This is a genomic window from Corynebacterium halotolerans YIM 70093 = DSM 44683, from assembly GCF_000341345.1.
In the GTDB taxonomy this organism is placed as follows: domain Bacteria; phylum Actinomycetota; class Actinomycetes; order Mycobacteriales; family Mycobacteriaceae; genus Corynebacterium; species Corynebacterium halotolerans.
The window spans coordinates 132,648-153,588 of record NC_020302.1; the positions used below are offsets into that span (position 1 = coordinate 132,648).

At 64.5% G+C, this 20,941-nt stretch carries 17 protein-coding genes; 11 read left to right on the top strand and 6 right to left on the bottom strand.

The annotated features are described in order from the left end of the window. The first annotated feature begins 7 nt into the window (after positions 1-7). The gene (locus tag A605_RS00605) at positions 8-895 is read left to right on the top strand and encodes a LysR family transcriptional regulator (RefSeq protein ID WP_015399562.1); all 888 of its coding nucleotides are present in this window, start codon (positions 8-10) and stop codon (positions 893-895) included. A gap of 39 nt (positions 896-934) precedes the next feature. Here A605_RS00605 and A605_RS00610 read toward each other — a convergent pair whose 3' ends face one another. Together A605_RS00610 and A605_RS00615 are read right to left on the bottom strand one after the other, a co-directional pair. Continuing rightward, positions 935-2,023 carry a 2-keto-3-deoxygluconate permease gene (locus A605_RS00610; RefSeq protein WP_244428996.1) on the bottom strand — a complete coding sequence of 363 codons (1,089 nt, stop codon included), beginning with the start codon at positions 2,021-2,023 and terminating at the stop codon, positions 935-937. 278 nt (positions 2,024-2,301) lie between these two features. Continuing rightward, positions 2,302-3,216 carry a helix-turn-helix domain-containing protein gene (locus tag A605_RS00615; RefSeq protein ID WP_015399564.1) on the bottom strand — a complete coding sequence of 305 codons (915 nt, stop codon included), beginning with the start codon at positions 3,214-3,216 and terminating at the stop codon, positions 2,302-2,304. A 363-nt stretch (positions 3,217-3,579) separates the two neighbouring features. Between A605_RS00615 and A605_RS00620 the strand changes: the two genes are divergently transcribed. From A605_RS00620 to A605_RS00655, 8 genes are all read left to right on the top strand, one after another. Continuing rightward, entirely contained in the window at positions 3,580-4,551 is a 972-nt protein-coding gene (locus A605_RS00620; RefSeq protein WP_015399565.1) for a VOC family protein, read from the top strand. A 9-nt stretch (positions 4,552-4,560) separates the two neighbouring features. Next, positions 4,561-5,247 carry an alpha/beta hydrolase gene (locus tag A605_RS00625; RefSeq protein ID WP_015399566.1) on the top strand — a complete coding sequence of 229 codons (687 nt, stop codon included), beginning with the start codon at positions 4,561-4,563 and terminating at the stop codon, positions 5,245-5,247. Positions 5,248-5,286: 39 nt separating this feature from the next. Then, positions 5,287-6,504: an acyl-CoA dehydrogenase family protein gene (locus tag A605_RS00630; protein WP_015399567.1), complete on the top strand. Its 1,218-nt coding sequence runs from the start codon at positions 5,287-5,289 to the stop codon at positions 6,502-6,504. Next, positions 6,501-7,097 carry a flavin reductase family protein gene (locus tag A605_RS00635; RefSeq protein ID WP_015399568.1) on the top strand — a complete coding sequence of 199 codons (597 nt, stop codon included), beginning with the start codon at positions 6,501-6,503 and terminating at the stop codon, positions 7,095-7,097. The genes A605_RS00630 and A605_RS00635 overlap by 4 nt, the downstream gene beginning before the upstream one ends. Then, the gene (locus A605_RS00640) at positions 7,094-8,095 is read left to right on the top strand and encodes an alpha/beta fold hydrolase (RefSeq protein ID WP_015399569.1); all 1,002 of its coding nucleotides are present in this window, start codon (positions 7,094-7,096) and stop codon (positions 8,093-8,095) included. Before A605_RS00635 ends, A605_RS00640 begins: the two co-directional genes overlap by 4 nt. Before the next feature lie 258 nt (positions 8,096-8,353). Beyond that, the gene (locus A605_RS00645; RefSeq protein WP_015399570.1) at positions 8,354-9,427 is read left to right on the top strand and encodes a maleylacetate reductase; all 1,074 of its coding nucleotides are present in this window, start codon (positions 8,354-8,356) and stop codon (positions 9,425-9,427) included. An 11-nt stretch (positions 9,428-9,438) separates the two neighbouring features. Beyond that, on the top strand, positions 9,439-10,374 hold the full coding sequence (locus tag A605_RS00650; RefSeq protein ID WP_015399571.1) for a dioxygenase family protein: 936 nt from the start codon (positions 9,439-9,441) through the stop codon (positions 10,372-10,374). 5 nt (positions 10,375-10,379) lie between these two features. Continuing rightward, positions 10,380-12,236 (top strand): FAD-dependent oxidoreductase, encoded by a 1,857-nt coding sequence (locus A605_RS00655; RefSeq protein ID WP_015399572.1) that lies wholly within the window; start codon positions 10,380-10,382, stop codon positions 12,234-12,236. Between the two features lie 370 nt (positions 12,237-12,606). Here A605_RS00655 and A605_RS00660 read toward each other — a convergent pair whose 3' ends face one another. Beyond that, entirely contained in the window at positions 12,607-14,133 is a 1,527-nt protein-coding gene (locus tag A605_RS00660) for a mannitol dehydrogenase family protein (RefSeq protein WP_015399573.1), read from the bottom strand. 26 nt (positions 14,134-14,159) lie between these two features. Further along, positions 14,160-15,557 carry an RbtT/DalT/CsbX family MFS transporter gene (locus A605_RS00665; RefSeq protein WP_015399574.1) on the bottom strand — a complete coding sequence of 466 codons (1,398 nt, stop codon included), beginning with the start codon at positions 15,555-15,557 and terminating at the stop codon, positions 14,160-14,162. A gap of 161 nt (positions 15,558-15,718) precedes the next feature. Here A605_RS00665 and A605_RS00670 point away from each other — a divergent pair, with 161 nt between their 5' ends. Continuing rightward, positions 15,719-16,588 (top strand): DeoR/GlpR family DNA-binding transcription regulator, encoded by an 870-nt coding sequence (locus A605_RS00670; protein ID WP_027004177.1) that lies wholly within the window; start codon positions 15,719-15,721, stop codon positions 16,586-16,588. Continuing rightward, positions 16,585-17,973, top strand: coding sequence for a xylulokinase (xylB, locus tag A605_RS00675; protein ID WP_015399576.1), 1,389 nt, complete (start codon positions 16,585-16,587; stop codon positions 17,971-17,973). The genes A605_RS00670 and xylB overlap by 4 nt, the downstream gene beginning before the upstream one ends. Before the next feature lie 66 nt (positions 17,974-18,039). Here the strand turns inward: xylB and A605_RS00680 are convergent, their stop codons facing one another. Together A605_RS00680 and A605_RS00685 are read right to left on the bottom strand one after the other, a co-directional pair. Then, complete coding sequence (locus tag A605_RS00680) at positions 18,040-18,801, bottom strand: SDR family oxidoreductase (RefSeq protein ID WP_015399577.1); 762 nt, start codon at positions 18,799-18,801, stop codon at positions 18,040-18,042. 44 nt (positions 18,802-18,845) lie between these two features. After that, entirely contained in the window at positions 18,846-20,894 is a 2,049-nt protein-coding gene (locus A605_RS00685) for an acetoacetate--CoA ligase (protein WP_027004178.1), read from the bottom strand. Positions 20,895-20,941 lie beyond the last annotated feature (47 nt).

Genomic DNA, 20,941 nt, shown 5'->3' on the forward strand with positions numbered 1-20,941 from the left:
CGTCGGCATGGAATTACGGCAGTTGAAGTACTTCCTCGCGGTCGCTGAGGAGCTGAATTTCACGAGGGCCGCCCAGCGCCTTCATATGGCGCAGCCGCCGCTTTCCCAGCAGGTGAAGGCTCTGGAGGCTGAACTGGGTTTTCCTCTGTTCCGGCGCACCACCCGTCGGGTGGAACTCACGCCGGCAGGGGAGTATCTGGCTCACAAGGTTCAACACCTGTTCGCAGAGGTCGACCAGACTGTCTCTGAGGCCCGGGAGATCGCCGCAGGAGCAAGGGGAATCATCAGAATAGGATTCGTGGGGACAGCCAGCTACCACATCATGCCCGAAATCATGGCGTACGCCCGAGAGGAGCTTCCGGACGTACGCGTTGTCGTCGAAGGGGAGCTGCTCACACCTCAGATTGAGGAACGGCTGAAGCAGGGGGCACTCGACCTGGCGGTCATTCGCCCGCCGGTGACTTCGTCGGAAATCATGGTGGAAGAGCTGCGGCGCGATCCTTTCCAGGTGGCGCTTCCGGAGAACGATCCGCTCGCTGCCGAGGCCGGCCCGCTCGATATCGCCGGCCTCCGTGACCGGGACTTCGTGTCCTATCCGGCGAATGCCGCAGCCGCGATCAGCCTCTATGCGGCGGCCAGTGAGACAGGCTTTCTTCCCCACGTCGTGCATCAGGCCGACCGAACCTCAACGCTGTTGACACTGGTCGGTGCCGGGGCCGGAATCGCGGTCGTGCCGGCGGGCTCGGTGTCGGCGTCCCGGCTCCCGGTCCGCTTCCGACCGTTGACGGGAATCCCACCCATCGGACTGGCCGTCAGCGTGCTTGAAGGGACCACGGATCCGCTGATCGGGAAGTTCAGTGAGGTGATCCGGCGGGTGATCACGCGCAAGGACTGAACGGAGCGTGATGCGCCGCCCAGTCTCTACCTGCGAATCTCAGTCCCGCTCTACAGCGAGTTCCCGGTCAGGGGAGAGGTGCGTGGTGGGGGAGTCCTCGGTCGCGGGCTCGGACTGCTTTTCCAGCTTGCCCTCGAACAGTGCGTCCTCTGCCGCAGGAGCGACGCCGAACTTCTTCTGTTTGCGGGCGACATACGCGACGAGGAACGGGGTGATAAATGTTGTGACGACCACGGCCGTGGCGATCTGGGCGGTCGCCTCCGCCTGTATCGCCTGCAGTGCCGGATCGATGGCCGCGATGGCCGCCGGGGTGGCGATGGCGTTTCCGGCGACCGCGGACTCGGCCGCACCCGCCACGACATTGCGGGTGCTCTTCGGGTGGCGACGGATCCGGTGCCACAGGTACACGGCCAGGATGGTGGCGGTGCCGGAGAACACCAGGGTCATCAGGCCGAGCAGGACACCGATCAGTCCGGAACGCAGCAGTTCCCCGAAGTCGATGCCTGCGCCGATGGCGAAGCCGGCGAAGGGGATGATGAGCTTCTCGCCGGGGGCGAGGAAGTTGCGGGCGATCTCGGAGAGGTTGCCCAGCAGGAAGCCGAGGATCATCGGGAAGATCGCCGCCAGCAGGGTCATCAGCGGGAAGTCGGCCAGGCCCGCGGCCCCGAGCGCGATCATGGTCAGGAAGGGGCCGTCGTTCACCGAGAGCACGGAGATCGAACCCTTATCCGTCTTCGAGCCGAACTGGGAGGTCAGGGCAACGAAGAGGGAGCCGCTCGAGTTGGACATCGCCGCGATGACCGCCAGCGGCAGCAGGCCCCAGAGATTGCCGTCCGGGGTGAGGAACGCGACGCACAGACCCACGGCGACGGCGACGCCGAACTTGGAGAGCATCAGCACCGCGCCCTTCTCGATGGAGGGGAGTGCGGTCTTGAAATTGATCTGGGAGCCGACCGAGATGAAGAACAGCGCGATCAGGACCGTGGTGCCCTCCTTGAAGAGCGCGGTGGTGAAACTGCCGATCTCCAGGATCCCGGGGGAGAAGGTGTTGATCATCGCGCCGAGGAAAAGGGGCACGACCATGAGAGCGCCCGGAATCCTGCCGATCATACGAAGTAGTTGGTCCATGATTGGCCTCCATCGCAAGACAATGTGAAAAGGCGGGTCATGTGAGAGTTCTCCCGCATACAACCCAACACTTTGTGGTCTGAGTCATGTTATGAAGGTCACTTATATGGAGGGAAATACCTATTACGTCTCGATCAAGATAACTGGCGTATGAGTAATTATTACCTGCTCAGGGAACGGGCGCTGAATGGGATGATCTGCTTTTCGTGCTGCATGGGGTGGGAAAGGGGTGTCCCTGTGCGGGGTAGGGGCAGATTGCTTTCCGGGTGAAGGCGCGCTTATTGTCCCAGCGTTCGTCGTCGAAACTCCGCCGGAGTGCATCCCTCGGATTTCTTGAAGACCTGTCCGAAGTAGGAGACGTTCTGTATGCCCCAGCGGAGAATGATCTGTTCAATAGGTTGTCCGGCATGAAGTGGGGAGGCCAGGTCTTCGCGAACCCGCTCGAGCCGGCGCTGGCGTACGTAACGGGCGACGGTCATCTCGGTCTGTGAGAACAGCTGGTGGAGATACCGCGTCGAGATGAAGGCGGATTCCGCAATGAGTTGTGGATTGAGCTCTGGGTTCTGCAGGTTGGACTCAATGAAGGCCAGGCACCGCTCCCGCAATTCATCTGCTGAAGTTTCTGAAGGTTCGCTATTGGTCCTCTGATCGCGAAGCATCTGCTCGATCATCCCTACAACGTGATGCGAGATGCCCGCCCTCGCTGGCTGTCCAATGGAGCCGTCACCGGCCTTGAGGTGCTTCAGGAAGGACTGTACTGCTGGAGCGAGTCCCTGCTCCGCGTTGTAGCGGATGGCGCTGAGTTGGTGGAGCTCCTCCGGCGAGCTGCGGAACCGGGTCAATGGGATTTTCACGCTCAATGAGCGATAGCCCTTGGAGCCTTCGATCTTCACGGGAGCGTCTGAGGTGTAGGTGGTGAATTGTCCGGTTTCGACCTTCGCACGTCGACCGAACTGTGTGAGGTGGAGCGTTCCCGCCAGTTGAAAGCTGACGACACAGAAGGCATCCTTCTGTTCCTGAATGTGCTGTTGTGTCCGCTCCGCTGCATGTGGCCCAGACGTCATGGAAAACAGGCTTGTATCCAGAAAAGCCGCCGATCTGATTCGCCCTTCAAAGCCCTGCGAATTCGGCATGTCGATACCGAAAGGCATCACCGTCCTCTGCACGAGGACCTCCCATGCCAACTTGTCCATGGCTTTGCTTGGGCCTGGGGTGTTTTCAGGTGTTTCTGGCCCTTTCAACATTGGGGTTGCACCTCTTTTCAGGAATTGGAGACACCCTCCAGTTCACGTGCCCCGGGTCTTCTTTATGGGCCTCGCTCGGCGAGGGGTGAGAGCTCTGGAAATGAGCCGAGGCTGATTTTTATCAATCTACGCACAGGAAGGGCAGGGTGCAACGTGTGTCACAAAATAGCGCTTATGAAGCGCAAATCACAGTAGTGCGCGGAATTGAGATTGCTGTTCCCTCTAGTGATACAGATCTCTTTCGACGCTCTCTTAATGTGTGTCTCACGCCACTGATCGGCGGCAATGCTGAACAAGGAACAGGAGACAGCAATGACTTATCTTCTCGGGTCACACCATGTGACCTTGTCTGTTGCCGGAGCACAGGAAGACGTCGATTTCCACACCCGGCTTCTCGGTATGCGGTTCATCAAGAAGACCGTTCTCTACGATGGTTCGACCCCCGTCTACCACCTCTACTACTCGAACGCGAACGGGGATCCCTCAAGCGTCATCACTACTTTTCCTTGGGCGCAGGCGGGTTTGTACGGGCAGCAGGGCACGAACCAGGCCCGCGAGGTTCTGCTGGCAGTCCCGTCGACCTCCCTGGACTACTGGGCCAAGCGCCTGGCAGACCACAACGTGGATGCGGAGCAGTCCGAAATCTTCGGTGAGCGTCGCGTCTCCTTCCGTCATCCGAGCGGCATCGAGTATCAGCTCGTCGGTACGGATGGTGATCCCCGCCAGGGCTACACCGGGCATGGCGTCCCGTCGGAGGCTGCGATTCACGGCATCCACGGAGTCGGCATCCATGTCTTCGACCAGGATCGCATGGTCGATTTCGGAAACGAGGCGTTTTTCTCCCAGGGAGAGATCACCGAGGAAGGGGACCGCGCTCGCTTCCGCGCAGGTAGCGACTCCTACGGCAACTGGATCGAGCTCACCGGTAATCGCACCGACCCACAGGGAACCTGGCGTTATGGGGCGGGAACTTATCACCATTTCGCGTGGAACCTCGACACCCTGGAGAACCAGGAGAAGGTGAGGTTCGACATCGAAGGTGCCGGCTACACCGACATCTCAGAGCTCAAGGACCGCACCTACTTCAAGTCCCATTACGTTCGCTCGCCCGGTGGGGCTCTCTTCGAGCTCGCGGTAACTCACGCGGACGGCGGCTGGGACTGCGACGAGTCTCCGGAGGAGCTTGGAAAGCGCTTCATGCTGCCGCCCCAGTTCGAGTCCGAACGCGAATCGATCATGTCCCGGCTCGAAACGATCACCACCGACGCCAGTATCGAGGAGTGAGCTCAGCAGATGACCGGCCACTTCGTGCAGGAAACTCCGAAAGCGACAGACAACACCGTGTCCGAACCCGAGACATATGGTGCTGCGGCGGCAGATGCGGCACTCGTTATCTATGGGGTGCACGGACGTGGCCAATCACCGGCTTTTATCCGTGAGTTGGCCGACCGGGTGGGTCAACTGGATCAGCTTCGCTGGGTGATGCCCGCCGCCCCGGAAAACTCCTGGTACCCAGCGGGGTTCATGGCCTCCTTCGAGGAGAACGAACCATTCCTCGGGGACGCGCTGAAGACGGTGGAGAGGCACCTCGGAGAACTGTTGGGCAGCCCTGCCCCGGTCGTTGCCCTCGGCTTCTCACAGGGTGCCTGCCTTCTGGCCGAGTACCTTCTCACCGCGCGGCCAGCAGTGGACGGAATCGTCCTGCATACGGGTGGTTACCTCGGTCCAGACCACCGGACGTTCCACTCGGAACCGGGATTCGCTGGTACTCCGGCCGCAGTGCTCACCGCGCGCGAGGACGCCTGGGTTCCCCTGCATCGAAGCGAGGAAACTGCGGAAGAACTTACCGCCGCCGGTGCAAAAGTCACGTTGACGGTTTACGAGGACACCGAACACCACATCAACGATGACGCGGTCGACCGTATCCGTGAACTCCTTAAGCAGGTCACTACCCCCGTCCCTAAAAACGCAGACAAATGACCAGCGTGCACGAATGCACACTCGGAAAGGGAACAGAAAATGACCACTGCAATCAAGACCAACACGTACGAAGACGTCCGGCTGAACGAAGGCGCGGAGTTCGCCGCTCTCATGGACAGGATCGAGACGTTTATTCCGCTGATCAAGGAGAACGCGGAGAAGAACGAGGAAATCGGAAAACTCACCGACGAAACGGTCGCCGCCCTGCATGAGGTCGGAGCGTTCCGTATCGGCGTCCCGGAGGCGCTCGGCGGCTATGAGCTCACGCCCCGCCAGACCATCCAGGTGCTCGAGAAGGTGTCCTACGCCGACCCCTCGACAGGATGGGTACTCATGGCGTTGCAGATGATCACGGGTACCACGGGCGCTTACCTGCCCCCCGAAGCACAGGATGAGCTGTTCGCCGACGGCAATTATCCGCTCATTGCAGGGCAGGGCACTCGGTCGGGAAAGGCGATGAGGGTCGAGGGTGGTTATCGCGTCAGCGGACGCTGGTCTTTCGGCTCCGGAATGCTGCACGCCACCCACGTCCACTCCGCGGCTTATGACGCGGAGAATGACCGTCCAATTGTCGTGACCTTCCCGAAGGATCAGGCTGAGCTGTACTTCAACTGGGATGTCATGGGACTGCGAGCTACCGGCAGCATCGACTACTCCTGCGAGGATCTGTTCGTCCCCGACACCTACGTCTATGAGCCCACGACCACAGCACCTCTCGCCGGCGGAGCTCTCTACCGCCTGGGATTGGCGAACATGTCCGGCATCTGCCATACGGGCTGGGCGCTCGGTGTCGGGCGCAGGCTCCTCGACGAGATGAAGGACCTCGCTCAGAAGAAGCACGGATCATCTGGAACTTCAGTCGACACCGACCACTTCCATGCTGAATACGCTCGTGCTGAAGCCCGGATGCGTTCGGCCCGGGCGTGGGTGATGGACGTCTGGGCGGACAACGAGGCCACCCTGGACGCAGGGGAGCTGCTCTCCATGGAACAGGAGACCCTGACCCGACTGATGCTCAACAATACGACCTGGGCTGTTCATGAGGTCGGTGAAATCGTCCACTACTGGTCGGCCACGGCGATGGCTCGGCGCGGTGATTTGCAGCGCCTCTTCCGTGACCTCAACGTCGGAACCGGCCACGTGACGAGCGGCCCGGTTGTCCTCCAGGCCTGCGGAAAGTACCTCGCCGGTCTTGCCCCGGGCGCATTCTGGGCGTTTATCAAGTTGATCGAGCCAGATAAGGAGACAGGGAAGTGAGCAACGCTGCAGTCGAGAACAAACCCGATATTCAGTTCACCCGCACAATGAATTTCGGTGACACAATGCCTGCGACCAATCCGACCGACGTTGCCCAGGACCTCAAGAACGCCTTCCGTAACCATCCCGCCGGCGTCGCTGTCGTCACTGCGGATCCCGGCGACGGACCTGTTGGGCTCACAGCGACGAGTGTGAGTTCTGTGTCCATGGATCCGCCGGTGATCGCCTTCTCGCTGTCCGCCGTCTCCTCGGCGACGCCGGGAATCCGCAATTCTGAGCACGTGGTAGTGCATCTCCTGAGCAAGGAGCAGATCGAGATTGCCCAATTATTCGCCACCAGTGGGATCGACCGCTTCGCCGACACGTCGCTGTGGGGCAGGCTATCCACCGGTGAGCCCTACCTTCGCGATGCCCATGTGTGGATGCGCGGCAGGATCACCGGGACCATTGACGTCAACGGTTCCACGCTGGCTGCCGTCGAGATTGTTGAGAGTCAGTGCACATCGACCCACGGGCGGGTCCCCCTCGTCTACTGCAATCGCACCTGGCACCAACTTTCCGAGACCAGCACAGTGAACGAGGTAGAGAAATGATCACGATGCAGGCACCGCACTGCAGTGTCACCACCCCCCAGGTGACCAGCCACCGCGGTCGATTCTGGATTCCCGGCGAAATTGTGGAGACCGATGCCGGACCGGCCCAGCGTGCACCGCTCTATGTGGAGTGGGAGGTCAAGGATCAGGAGACCACACGGCCCCCGCTCGTGCTGATCCACGGTGGTGGCGGCCAGGGCACGGACTGGTTGAGCACCGTGGACGGGCGTCCCGGGTGGGCGCACCACTTCGTGGAGGCCAGCTACCCCGTCTACGTTGTGGACCGGGCGGGCCATGGTCGTTCGCCCTATCACCCGGCCGCCGTCGGGCCGATGGGTCCGCCCTTCGGTTACGGCCCGGCGCAAGGCCTGTTCGTTCCCCCGGAACGCGCGGAGGAGCAGACTGCATGGCCGTGGGGGAGGGAACCGGGAGACCCGCACTTCGACCAGCTGGTCGCTGCCTTTGGTCCGCTCCCTGAGGATCTCGGATACTCTCAGGATCTTGATGCGGACCGGCTCGCCCGCCTGCTTGACCTGATCGGTCCCGCGATTCTGGTCACCCATTCGGCCGGCGGTCCCGTCGGCTGGGTTACGGCGGATCGTCGCCCTGACCTCGTCACCGCGATCGTCGCGATCGAACCAATGGGACCGGCTTTCGTCGAGTTTCCGGGTATGGGCCGTCTTGACTGGGGTCTGACAGCGACTCCGGTGACGTATGAGCCGTCGTTGAACAGCCCGGCAGAAGTGGAACAAGCTCCGCCCGAGTCCCGTCGTATGCCGGGACTCACTGGCACCGACGTCCTCGTCGTCACCGGTGGAAGTTCTGCATTCGCCGACTTCGCCGATGACATCGTGGAGTACCTGAATCACGGCGGAGCGCAAGCAACGCGCGCTCACCTGCCTGAGTTCGGGATCTCCGGGAATGGACACGCCATCATGCAAGAGCAGAACTCGGAAGAAACGATCCGTCCTGTTCTCGAGTGGCTCGACAGCCGGTAAGCAAGATGAGCTGAACGACTGATGATCGGGGTAGGTCCGCAGACCTACCCCGATCATCAGGCTTAGCGCGGCCTTCCCAAATGAGCGCTCCGCTTTGCGAAGACGTGTCCGAGTGGCTCAGCAGACTTTGGTCAACGGGGCACTCCAGCAGTTGAAAGCCAGGAAAGAACAAAAACTCGCTGCATGACGAAATACTGGCAGTTCAATCTAAAAGATTCTCATTCATTTCGAGTTGGGTCGTCAGGAAAGGACCAGAACATGGGAATTCGCGCGTTTACCCATGACACTCTCGCACAAAGGGTCATCCTGGACACCGGGCGAGTGGTTGACAGGGTGTTGGGCGAGGCAGAACGGTTGAGGGTGAGTAGGCCGATGCTCATCTCCACGGAGGGCACCCATCAGGTGGCCGAGAGGCTGGCCGTAGCTCTACCGCCAGCCCTGCATTGGCAGAATGCGGTGCAGCACGTGCCGCGGGAGGTCGCCGACGCCGCGACCGCTGCCGCCCGGAAAGCCGGGGCGGACGGGTTGATCTGCATCGGTGGGGGGTCAGCCACTGGTTTGGCGAAGGCGGTGGCATTGGAGACCTCGTTGCCGATCATCGCGGTGCCGACGACCTACGCCGCCTCGGAGGCCACGCCGGTGTGGGGGATCACCGAGGAGCGCACCAAGACCACCGGCGTCGACCCGGTCGTGCTGCCCACGGTCGTCGTCTACGACGCTGACCTGGTGGCCACCCTGCCCCGCGGCATGGCAATCGCTTCCGGGCTTAACGCCATGGCGCACGCCGTGGACTCCCTGTGGGCGCCGAAGTCGGACCCGATCAACCGGGCACTGGCACTTGAATCAGTCCGGGCACTGGCGCCCGCATTGAGGAAGTTGGCCAGCGGGGATGAACAGCACGCCCGGGAGCAGGCACTCTACGGCTGCTACCTCTCCGGCGTGGCCTTCGCCTCCGCGGGCTCGGGCCTGCACCACAAAATCTGCCATGTGCTCGGCGGCACCTTCAACCTACCGCACGCCGAGACCCACGCGGTGGTCCTGCGCCACGTGATGGCTCTCAACCTACCGGCTGTACCGAACGCAGCTGATGCCCTGGCCACTGCATTGGGAGGTGAGGACGCAGTCAACGAACTCGACCGGCTGTCCCACGACGTGGGCGCACCACATTCACTGGCTGACCTTGGCATGCCGGAAGACGGGATACCGGAAGCCGTTGACCGGATTCTTGCCGCAGCGCCGACAAACAACCCAGTACCGCTGACCTCTGCCAACCTCACCGCCCTTTTGGCCACCGCTTTCAGCGGCGAGCATATGGCCGTCGTCCCGCACTAGGAGAAGCACTCATGCCCACCGCCACCGAAACCACGACCCATCACACCGAGATCTCCGCTGCTCAGCGCCGTGTCGAGGACGATCTCGTCGACCGCGTCGTCGCCTCCTTCGACGACTGCGATAATCCTCGCCTGAAGTTCCTCATGCAGCGCCTGACGGTGCACCTGCACGAGTTCATCCGGGACGTGCGCCTGACCGAGGAGGAGTGGAACACCGCGATCGAGTTCCTCACCCAGGTAGGCCACATCACCGATGACAAGCGCCAGGAGTTCGTCCTGCTGTCGGACACCCTGGGTGCATCGATGCAGACCATCGCGGTCAATAACGAGGCATATGAGGACGCCACCGAGGCGACTGTCTTCGGCCCCTTCTTCGTCGACGAGGCACCCGAGGTCCCGCTCGGGGGAGACATCGCCAACGGTGCGACGGGCCAGCCGGCGTGGATCGAGGGCACAGTCACCGACACCGACGGCAACCCCGTTCCGAACGCGCGGATCGAAGTGTGGGAATGCGACGAGGACGGCTTTTACGACGTCCAGTACGGCGACGACCGCACCGCCGCCCGTGCTCATCTGTACACCAATGACCAGGGCGAGTACCGGTTCTGGGGCCTGACACCGGTGCCGTACCCGATCCCGCACGACGGGCCGGTCGGTCGGATGCTCACCGCAGTGGGCCGGTCCCCGGTGCGCGCGGCGCACCTGCATTTCATGGTCACCGCCGAGAACCTGCGCACCCTGGTCACCCACATCTTCGTCGACGGCGACCCCCAGCTGGAGATCGGCGACTCCGTATTCGGGGTCAAGGACTCGTTGATCAAGCGCTTCGAGCAGCAACCGGCCGGTACCCCGACCCCGAATGAGCGCGACCTGGGGGACCAGACCTGGACCAAGACTCGCTTCGATATCGTGCTCGCCCCCGCAAACCCCGTGTATGAGGAGAACTGATCATCATGGCCGTCAACACTTCCGCTGATTTCAGCACTGACGTCTTTATCATGGGCTCGGGGCCCGCCGGCTCCTCGGCAGCCCTCTTCCTGTCCACCTACGGCATCGACTGTGTCGTGGCCAGCAAGTACTCCAACACCGCCAACACCCCTCGAGCGCACATCACCAACCAGCGCACCGTGGAGATCATGCGCGACATGGGCATCGAGGACCAGGTCAAGGCCGAAGAAGTCCCGCACCACATGATCGGCGAGACCGTCTTCTGCACCGCCATCAACGGCGAAGAGTTCGGACGCGTCCGCTCCTGGGGCACCGGCCCGGACCGGGAGGGCGAGTACATTGCAGCCTCCCCCTCGCTGAACTGCGACCTTCCCCAGACCCACTTCGAGCCGATCCTGGTGCGCAACGCCATGGCCCGCGGGGCGGTCTTCCGCTGGAAGACCGAGTACGTCTCCCACGCCCAGGACGCCGAGGGGGTGCACACCGTGGTCCGTGACCGGCTGACCGGTCAGACCTACACCGTGCACTCGAAGTACCTCATCGGCGCGGACGGTGGCCGCTCCCAGATCGCCGCCGACCTCCAGCTGCCGATGGACGGGCAGATGGGAGTCTCCGGGTCCATGAACATCCACTGCGACATGGACCTGACCGAGTACTGCCAGGACCGCCAGTCCTCCCTGTACTGGGTGCTCCAGCCGGGTGCCTCCGTCGGTGGCATCGGCCTGGGCCTGGTGCGCATGGTCCGGCCCTGGAACGAGTGGCTGGTCACCTGGGGTTACGACATCAATCAACCGCCGCCGGAGATGGACGAGGCCAAGGCCGCCGAGATCGTCCGCAACCTCGTCGGCATTCCCGATCTGGACATCAAGGTCCATCACTGGTCGCTGTGGACGGTCAACGACATCTACGCCACGGAGAACATGAAGGGGCGTGTGCTCTGTGTCGGCGATGCCGTTCACCGCCACCCGCCGGGCAACGGCCTGGGGTCGAACACCTCCATCCAGGATTCCTACAATCTGGCGTGGAAAATCGCCCATATCCTCAAGGGCAAGGCCGGTGAGGAGCTCATTCAGTCCTACCAGGACGAACGCGTCCCCGTCGCCCGCCAGATTGTGCGGCGCGCGAATAAGTCCATCGCCGAGTTCGATCACGTGCTGGATGCGCTCGGCATCGACCCGGCGGATGACGCGGACACCATGCAGGCGGCGATGGATGTGCGCAAGCAGCCGACTGCGGAGGGCGAGCGCCGCCGCCAGGCGCTGCATAAGGCCCTGGAGATCAAGAACTACGAGTTCAACGCGCTCGGGGTGGAGCTGGGGCAACGCTACGAATCCGCCGCAGTGGTCTCTGACGGGACCGACTGGCCTGAGCCCGATCGGGATCCGCAGCTGCACTATCAGCCGACTACCCACCCGGGTGCGCGTCTGCCGCACGCCTGGCTGAACACCCCGAGCCCGGCTGCACCGAAGGTCTCCACCCTGGACATCTGCGGGGATGGTCGCTTCACCATCTTGACCGGAACCAATGGACAAGCATGGGTGGATGCCGCCAGGCAACTGTCGCAGGAATTGGGTTTCGAGCTCCCCGCCTACAAGATCGGCCCCGACCAGGACTACACCGACACCTACGGCGACTGGGCCCGACTCCGGGAGATCGAGGACGACGGCTGCCTGCTGGTCCGGCCCGACAACCACGTCGGTTACCGCGAGGCACGCCTGGTGTCAGATCCCACCGCAGCGCTTCGCGACGCCTTGGAAACCGTGCTGCATCTCAATGCTGACACCGCTAGGCAGCAGCACGAGCAGCAGGATTCGGTCCTCCGGCTCAGTCACCGAGAACTGCAGACCACCAATGCTCAGTAGAGCGCAGTAGCGCGACGACAGTGGAGACCCTGGCGTTGGAAAGCGGCCCCACACGAAGGGGAGAGGAACCGCCCCGGGCACAGAAGTGTCCGGGGCGGTTTCGCCGAATTGTGGCTCCAGCGGGTCTGCTGCCCACATGTCTCCGAGCCTGGCAGATGGCCTGTGGACAGCGTGCAGATTAGTGAGCTCCGGTTTTCAAAGGGATGGCTGACCTGTGCGTGATAACCAGAATGACGCAGCATGTACGGGTTCGGGTCTCTATATAATTGCCCTGCCCATGTGTCCTGCCTTCAGGATTCGTTACCCACTCTGGAAAAGTCAGTTTTTTGCGTCATCTCTGCGCCCACTCAGTCGTGGAGGCATTCGCCCGTCAGACCACCGTTCCCACGGGCTGACCCACCTCGGCAAGAATCTCGTCCAGCGTGGCCTCCGCACCCTTCTCGTGCAGTGACCGCAGCACCCGCGCGTAGGGCTCGGTGAAGGCGGGCAGGTCCGCCAGATCACCGAAGAGTTCCCGGTCGCGCAGGAACGCGAGAATGTCCACGCGGTTATGGGAGGCATTCTCCTGCAGCCGCCCGGCCAGGCGGTCGACCACCGTGATCGACCGGCCCTGTTCATCCACGCCCTCGGCGTAGCGGGCCCAGGAGGCGACGATCGCGGCGGAGAGGGTGACGTCTCCGCCGTTGGCGAGGTTCTCGCGCACGACCGGCAGCAGCCACTTCGGGATGCGGTCGCTGGACTCGGCGCACAGCCGCGGCACGGTGTCCTTGACCGCGGCGTTGCCGAAGCGCTCGATGAGCTTGTGGCGGTAGGCGTCCAGGTCGACGCCGGGCAGTGGGCGCAGCGTCGGGGTGGCCTCGCGTTCCATGTAGGCCAGCAGGAATCGGCGGAAGCGTTCGTCAGCCAGGACGCCGTGGACCATGTGGTGGCCGGCCAGATGCCCGAAGTAGCACAGGCCCTGGTGGGAGGCGTTGAGCAGGCGCAGCTTCATCAGCTCATAGGGCACCACGTCATCGACGACCTCGACGCCGACCCGCTCGAAGGCGGGGCGCCCGGCCACGAAGCGGTCCTCGAGCACCCACTGGGTGAAGTCCTCGGCCACCACCGGCCAGGCGTCGATGTAGCCGGTGGCGGCGATCTCGGCGCGGTCGTCGTCGGTGGTCTCCGGGGTGATGCGGTCGACCATGGAGTTCGGGAAGGCGACCTCACGGCGCATCCACTCGGCCAGGGCGGGGTCCACGGACTCGGCGAAGGCGAGGAAGTAGTGCTCGGCGAGGTCGCCGTTGCCCTGGATATTGTCGCAGCTCATCACGGTGAACGGGGCCATTCCGGCGGTGCGGCGGGTTTGCAGGGCGGCGGTGATCAGTCCGAAGAAGGTGCGCAGCGAATCGTGCCGCCCGGCCCGGAGCTCGGCACGGTCGTGGGCGATGTGCCCGTTGCCGTGGTCGAACTCGCCGGTGGCGGGGTCGATGTTGTAGCCGCCCTCGGTGACGGTGAGGCTGACGATGCGGATCCGGGGGTCGGCGAGCGTTGCCACGGCGGCCGTGGGATCGTCGGGGGTGAAGATGTAGTCGATGATGCTGCCGATGACGCGCTGTTCGACATGGCCGTCGGCGACCTTGGTGCTCAGCGTGTAGAGGTGGTCCTGGCCAGCGAGGGCGTCGCGCATGCGGACATCGCCCGGCATGACGCCCATGCCGATGATGCCCCAGTCGAGCGCCTCGCCGGACTGCATCAGGCGGTCCAGGTACATGGCCTGGTGGGCGCGGTGGAACCCGCCGACACCGAAGTGGACGATGCCGGGGGTGATGCGGGAGCGGTCGTAGTGGGGGACGGCGGTGCCGGAGACCTCGGTGATGGTGCCGAGGTTGGTGTTGTTGAGCTGGAGCGGGGACATGGTTTCTCTCCTGGAGGGGGCGTGGGTCAGTGGCGGGTGGACTCGGCGTCGGTGAGGTCGTCGATCTTGGCGTCGCCGTCGATGGCCGGAACGCCGTCGAAGCCGGGCTGGGTGCCCTTGAGCTGCAGCGACATCCAGCCGGACAGGAAGTAGAGGGCGACCATCACCAGGACCAGCCCGGTGGCGCCGATGAGCGGGTGCAGGACGGCCACGAGCAGCGGGCCGACGGCGACCGCGCCGCCGACGCCCAGGTTGTAGGTGGCCATCGCGGCACCGGGGTGCTTCGGATCGAGGGAGACCGCGAGTGCCGAGAGCGGGACGTAGCCGGCCAGGGAGACGCCGAAGAGTGCGCCGGCGACCAGGGTGATCGCGAAGGCCACGGTGTCGGAGGCACCCAGCCACAGGGCGACGATCGGGATGAAGTAGACCATCGCGAGCGTGACGGCGCAGGCGACGGCTCCGGCCCAGAACACGGTGCGCGCCCAGCCGAACTTATCGCCGAGCTTGCCGTAGAAGGGATTGAAGGGCAGGTTCACCGCGTAGATGACGGTGGTCAGGATGAGGAACCAGCCCAGCTGCCAGCCCAGGTCATCGGTGAAGAAGGAGGGGAAGAACACCGCCATCGCGTACGTCGGGATGGAGTTGATGGTGCGGATATAGGTGACGAAGCGGGCGCGGCGGTCGTGGCGCAGTAGCCGGAATCCCTGACCGAGCGTCTGGCTCACCGCCTCCGGGTTTGAGACCAGTGGGAACCGGCCCCGGCGCTCTTTCACGCCGAGCAACGCGATCAGCGAGCCGATGAGCACCAGGCCGAGGGAGACCCACAGCGTCTGATAGAAGGTCAGGTCGAAAAACTGCATGGACACGGTGGCGGTCAGGGCGCCGAGGGTGGGCAGGCCGGCGGAGAATGCCACGTAGAACCAGCCGACGCCGGTGCCCAGCTGCTGGGCCGGGGCGGTGGCGGTGATCCACACGAGGAAGCCGTAGGCGAAGAAGGGGTAGCCGAAGCCGCGCAGGCCATAGGTGAGGAAGATCAACCAGGTCAAGTCGGTGGTCAGGGCGACGCAGAGGAACGCCAGCTCGAAGGTCACCCAGACGGCGGCGCCGAGCATCATCACCTTGCGCGGGCCCCACAGGTCGGAGAGCGCGGCGGCGAAGAAGGCGGCGATGGCCACGGCGACGCCGTAGACGGTGACCAGGGTGCCGGCCAGCGAGACGCTGAAGCCATGCTCCGAACTCAGGAAGGGTTCGAGGATATTGGTCTCCACGCCGTCGCCGATCATGAAGATGGTCAGGCCGACGAAGCCGAAGATCAGGGGACGGGGGATGCCGAGTCGCTCGACCAGTCCGCCGGCGCCGGCGCGCGGTGCCGGGGGCGGGGTGTCGGCTGCTGGGCCGACGGCGGAGGTCGTGTGCAATGCCATGGGTTAACTCCCTGTGGGCGGGGATGTATCCGTGGGCAGATGTGCGCTGCCTCACGCTGACCACACCAATCTAACGCCATAGTGTTAGAAAAAAGCAAGAACTAACATTTTTATGTTAATTACCCGTGGTTTTCGCTGCGGCGGCGTGCTAAATTCGCCCCATGACCCGAGTAATCCCCGCCACCACTCAGGAGCGCCGGCGCGAACGAATCGTGGCCTTCGTCACCCGCCACGGTTCCGCCCGAGTGGAGCAGCTGGCGGAGCACTTCGATGTCAGCGCGATGACCATCCATCGTGACCTGGAAGCGCTGGCCACCGAACACCTGCTGGAACGGATCCGGGGTGGCGCCCGCTCCGTCTCGCCCTCGATGAGCGAACTCGGGGTGGGGCAGCGGCGCCAGCTCCACCGTGACATCAAGGAAGCGCTGTGTGCCGCCGCCGCCCGGCTGATCCCGGAGGGAACGGTCGTCGCCGTCGACGATTCCACTACATTGGAACCCCTGGTGGAGGGGCTTCCCGAGAGCAGCCCCTCGGCCCTGATCACCCACTCGCTGAAGGCAATGAGCGATCATCGCAACCGTGCCGGGATGACCGGGATCCGGATGATCGGCTGCGGGGGGCTCTACTTCGCGGAAACTGACTCGTTCCTCGGGGCGACCACCTCGGAACAGCTCTCCCGCCTGTCGGCCGACATCTCGTTCGTGTCCACCACCTCGGTGCGCGCCGTCACCGGGGGAGGGGCCGCACTGTTCCACCCCGACATGGAGGCCGCGGACACGAAACGCACCCTCATCGGAATCGGGGCGACCCGCGTGCTCGTGCTCGACTCCAGCAAATTCGACGCCCCCGGCGTCTTCCGGGTCGCCCCGCTCGAGGAGTTCGACCACATCGTCGTCGACTGGCGGGTCAGCCCCACCCAGCGGGAACTGCTGGCGCAGTCCCCGGCCCACGTCCACGTCGTGGGGCCGGACGGCACGGGATACGACGAACACCCCGACACCACAACGGACGAAAAGGAAGACCGCCCATGACGCTCGTACTGGGGATCGACAGCTCCACACAGTCCTGCAAGGCCGTGCTCGTCGACGCCGCGACCGGCGAGGTCGTCGGCCAGCAGCGCGCCTGCCACCCCACCGGCACCGAGGTCGACCCCGCCGCCTGGCTCACGGCCATGGACACCGCCACCGCAGGGCTGATCGAGCGTGCCGACGCCGTCTCCGTCGCCGGCCAGCAGCACGGCATGGTCGCCCTCGACGAGCACGGGGAGGTGGTCCGGCCCGCGCTGCTGTGGAACGACACCCGCTCGGCCACCGCCGCCGAACAGCTCATCGAGGAACTCGGCGGACCGGCCGCCTGCGTGGAGCAGACCGGCAGCCTGCACGTCGCCTCCATCACCGCCACCAAACTGCGGTGGCTGCGCGACCACGAACCGGAGAATGCCGCCCGCACCGCAAGCGTGCTGCTTCCGCACGACTACCTCACCTGGCACCTGGGTGGCCGCCGGCGCAGGACCACCGACCACGGCGACGCCTCCGGCACCGGCTACTACAGCACGCGTCAGCGCCGCTGGCTGCCGGAACTCGCGGAACAGGCCCTCGGCCGCGCCGTCGAACTGCCGGAACTGGCAGAGCCGAACGAACAGGTCGGCACCCTGGCCGGGGCACCCGGGGGTGCGGCCATCGCGCCGGGCACCGGGGACAACATGGCCGCGGCCCTGGGCCTGGGCCTGCGCCCCGGCGACGTCAGCGTGTCCATCGGCACCTCCGGCGTCGCCTCGGCGGCAGTGCCGGACAGCGTGCACGACCCGGCGGGTCTGGTCACCGGCTTCGCCGACGCCACCGGCGCCTATCTGCCGCTGGCCTGCACCCTCAACGGGGCGCGCGTGCTGGAGCTGGGACGCCGCATCCTCGGCGTGGAGTGGGATGAGTTCGACGCCCTCGCCCTGGCCGGGGAACCCGGCGCCGGTGGGCTCGTGCTCCAGCCCTACCTAGACGGTGAGCGCACTCCCAACCGCCCGAGCGCCACCGGCGTCCTGGTCGGCCTGAGCAGCGCCACCACGCGGGAGGACTTCGCCCGCGCCACCGTCGAGGGCCTGTTGTGCTCCCTGCGGGATGCCGTCGGCGCTGTCAATGACGCCACCGGGGTCGAGGCCGAGCGCGTGCTGATGATCGGCGGGGGAGCCCAGTCGGAGGCGGTGCGCACAATTGCGCCGGAGATCTTCGGTGTCGACGTCGTGGTGCCGGACCCGGCCGAGTACGTCGCCCTCGGGGCCGCCCGCCAGGCAGCCTGGGTGCTGTCCGGGGCGGAGCAGCCCCCGCAGTGGCCGGTCCCCGGCACCGGTGCGGTGGCCCGAGAGCGCAATCAGGACACCCTTGACCGTTACGCGAAGCTGCGGGAGGCTACCGCGGGGTGGTGATCAGGGTCCGGGCTGGCTGAGTTTTTATCGACGTCCTGGGGCTACTGCGCCGGGGCACCGGCAGGTCTACTGCGCCGCCTTGGAGTCACCGTCGATGGGGAACTGCTGTCCTGAGATCGTCCGGGCGTGCGGGCCGCTGAGGAACACCGCGAGCGCCCCGATATCCGCCGGATCCGTGAAGGACTTGATCGCCTGGTTCTCCATTCCCGCGGCCTTCTCCTCCTCGATACTTCGTCCCGAAAGCTCAGCCCGCCCCTCGAACACCCGGTCCAGGCGTTCTCCCTGTACCGCGCCGGGGTGGATCGAGTTGACCGTGATGCCGTGCGGCCCGAGCTCCAGGGACAGGGTCTTGGTGAATCCGATCAGGCCCCACTTGGTGGTGGAGTAGGCGATACGGTTCGGATACCCGAAGCGACCGGCGAGTGAGGACATGACCAGGATGGAACCACCACCGCTGTCCTTCAACAAGGGCACGATCTGATGAACCACATTGAAGGAGCCGTTGAGATTGACGTCGACCACGGACCTCCAGGCCGCGGGCTCGTAGTCCTCCACTGGGGCAGTGGGGCCGGCGATGCCGGCGTTGCTGACCAGGACGTCGAGCCCACCCCACTTCTCCCGGAGAGCGCGGACGAGCCGGACGACATCCTCCTCAGAGGTGACATCGCCGACGCTGCCGCTGAGGTTCTCCCGGCCGCCCAGGACGTTGTCCACGGCACCCTGATCGACGTCAAAGACGTGGACCTGGCTTCCCTGCGCCAGGAAGGCCTGGGCGATGGCCCATCCAATTCCGCTGGCACCGGCTGTGATCAGAACTCGCTGAGTCATGGCTTTTCCGCTCCCTATCTTCGTGCTGTCGATTCCGGTAGATCCTAGGCCGCCTGACCGGAACGACGGGCGGCTGCAAAGGCCCGGAACCAGTCCAGGGCCTCGGGGTTTTTCACCGAGTCGCGGTTGACGGGCTTTCCACCGGGGCGGGAACTGAACATCCGCTTGAGGGGCACCTCCAGCCGTTTCATCGTGTGGGTCACCGGGATCGCCGGTGTCTCGATGATCTCGTCCGGAACGTGGCGGGCACTCGCCCGGTCGCGCAGGGTCTGCCGGATACGATCCCGCAAGGCGTCGTCCAGCACGGCACCGTCGGCGAGGACGACGAACAGCGGCATCCAGTAGCCACCGTCTTCCTCCTCGACGCCGAGCACGAGGCAGTCCTCGAGCTCATCGATCTCCTGCAGCGCGTCATAGATATCCGACGGTCCGATGCGCACGCCCTGCCGGTTCAGGGTGGCGTCGGCGCGACCGTGAACCATGAATTCGCCCTGTTCGGTGCGGGTGACCCAGTCGCCGTGCATCCACACCCCGGGCTCCGCCGTGAAGTAGGACGACTGGTAGCGCTCGCCGGTCTCATCGCCCCAGAGGAACAGCGGCATCGAGGGCAGCGGGCGGGTGACCGCCATGGCACCGACCTCATTGATCAACGGCCGACCATCATCATCGTGAGCTGCTGCGGCGACGCCGAGCAGTGGACCCTGCAGGAACCCCAAGTGCACCGGTTCCATCGGGTTGGAGCCAAGGAAACCGCCGCAGATATCGGTGCCGCCGGAATCCGAGCCCAAGTGCACATCATGTTTGATCGCCTCGTGGACCCAGAGCCAGGTACTCGGCGGCAGTGGGGAACCAGTCGACAGGATGGAGCGTAGCGCCGAGAGGTCACGCCCGCGCCGGGGGTCCAGGCCGGACTTCTCCACCATGGACAGGTACGCCGCGCCGGTGGCGAACTGGGTCACCTTCAGATCCGAGATGATCTGGAAGTGGTGGTCCTTACCGGTCACCTTCGGGGAACCGGCATAGGTGACGATGGCCGCGCCAACCAGCAGGTTCTGTACCAGCGTGTTCCACACCATCCAGGAGGTGTTGGCGGCGACATAGTAGACGTCACCCGGTCCCATGTCCTGGTGCAGCGAAATGCCCTTGAGGCTGTCCAGCACCATCCCGCCGTGGCCGTGCACGATCCCCTTCGGTTCCCCGGTGGTGCCGGAGGAGAACAGGACCCACAACGGGGCGTTGAAGGACACCCGCTCATAACGCGGAGGAGTTGGCGTGCTGACGGCTTCATCGAAGGCCACCCGTTGGCGGTCTTTGTGGGCATGTCCGACCATCTCGCCGGCCACGCGATGCGGCTCCAGCGTACGGACCAGGACGGTGGCCATCAGTGAGGGGAGGTTCTCCTCGACCTCGGCCGTGTGGGAACGCCGCTCCAGTTCCTTACCGCCGAAGACGTAGCCGTCGCAGGCGAACAGGACCTTCGGTTCCAGCTGTCGGACCCGCCGCACACTGGCCTCTGCGGAGAGATCTGGGGAGTTGATGGTCCACACCGCGCCGATGGAGGCTGCCGCCAGGAGGCCGATCACGGCTTCCGGGATATTCGGCAGCACCGCCGCCACGCGATCGCCGGGTTCAACGCCCAGGTCTTTCAGGGTGCGTGCCAATGAAGCGACCTGGGACTCGAGTTCGGCCCAGCGGATCGCCGTGCGACGGCCGTCCTCCTCCACCTGCATGATGGCGGGGTTATCGCGCAGGGCAGGGTCGGACGCGTGGCGAAGCACGTTCTCGGCGAAATTGAGACTTACACCCGGGAACCAGGTGGCGAAAGGCATGGTGTCATCCGTCAGCACGGAACTGTCGGCGAAACCGTTGCCGAGGACGTCGAAGTACTCCGGGATCGCCCGCCAGAATTCCGTGGTCTCCGTGACCGACCAGTGCCACAGCGCCCGGAAGTCCGGCAGCTGACGATCAAAGCGTCGTTCTGACCACCGGGCGAACCGGCTCATCTCGCAGTTGCGGAGCTCTTCCTCGGTCGGCCGCCAGGTAACGGGGGCGTGTTGCTGAGGCGTTGATTCGGTGACGATGGCAGTGGACATGGGGTTTCCTCCGGGGAATATCTGCGCTTGAGCGGAAGCGGATTAAG

Coding starts and splice junctions, on each gene's coding strand:
- A605_RS00615 (WP_015399564.1), bottom strand. CDS start 3,216: ATGGACAAGTTGGCATGGGAGGTCCTCGTGCAGAGGACGGTGATGCCT.
- A605_RS00680 (WP_015399577.1), bottom strand. CDS start 18,801: ATGACTCAGCGAGTTCTGATCACAGCCGGTGCCAGCGGAATTGGATGG.
- xylB (WP_015399576.1), top strand. CDS start 16,585: ATGACGCTCGTACTGGGGATCGACAGCTCCACACAGTCCTGCAAGGCC.
- A605_RS00665 (WP_015399574.1), bottom strand. CDS start 15,557: ATGGCATTGCACACGACCTCCGCCGTCGGCCCAGCAGCCGACACCCCG.
- A605_RS00620 (WP_015399565.1), top strand. CDS start 3,580: ATGACTTATCTTCTCGGGTCACACCATGTGACCTTGTCTGTTGCCGGA.
- A605_RS00650 (WP_015399571.1), top strand. CDS start 9,439: ATGCCCACCGCCACCGAAACCACGACCCATCACACCGAGATCTCCGCT.
- A605_RS00640 (WP_015399569.1), top strand. CDS start 7,094: ATGATCACGATGCAGGCACCGCACTGCAGTGTCACCACCCCCCAGGTG.
- A605_RS00625 (WP_015399566.1), top strand. CDS start 4,561: ATGACCGGCCACTTCGTGCAGGAAACTCCGAAAGCGACAGACAACACC.
- A605_RS00685 (WP_027004178.1), bottom strand. CDS start 20,894: ATGTCCACTGCCATCGTCACCGAATCAACGCCTCAGCAACACGCCCCC.
- A605_RS00660 (WP_015399573.1), bottom strand. CDS start 14,133: ATGTCCCCGCTCCAGCTCAACAACACCAACCTCGGCACCATCACCGAG.
- A605_RS00670 (WP_027004177.1), top strand. CDS start 15,719: ATGACCCGAGTAATCCCCGCCACCACTCAGGAGCGCCGGCGCGAACGA.
- A605_RS00630 (WP_015399567.1), top strand. CDS start 5,287: ATGACCACTGCAATCAAGACCAACACGTACGAAGACGTCCGGCTGAAC.
- A605_RS00645 (WP_015399570.1), top strand. CDS start 8,354: ATGGGAATTCGCGCGTTTACCCATGACACTCTCGCACAAAGGGTCATC.
- A605_RS00605 (WP_015399562.1), top strand. CDS start 8: ATGGAATTACGGCAGTTGAAGTACTTCCTCGCGGTCGCTGAGGAGCTG.
- A605_RS00610 (WP_244428996.1), bottom strand. CDS start 2,023: ATGGACCAACTACTTCGTATGATCGGCAGGATTCCGGGCGCTCTCATG.
- A605_RS00655 (WP_015399572.1), top strand. CDS start 10,380: ATGGCCGTCAACACTTCCGCTGATTTCAGCACTGACGTCTTTATCATG.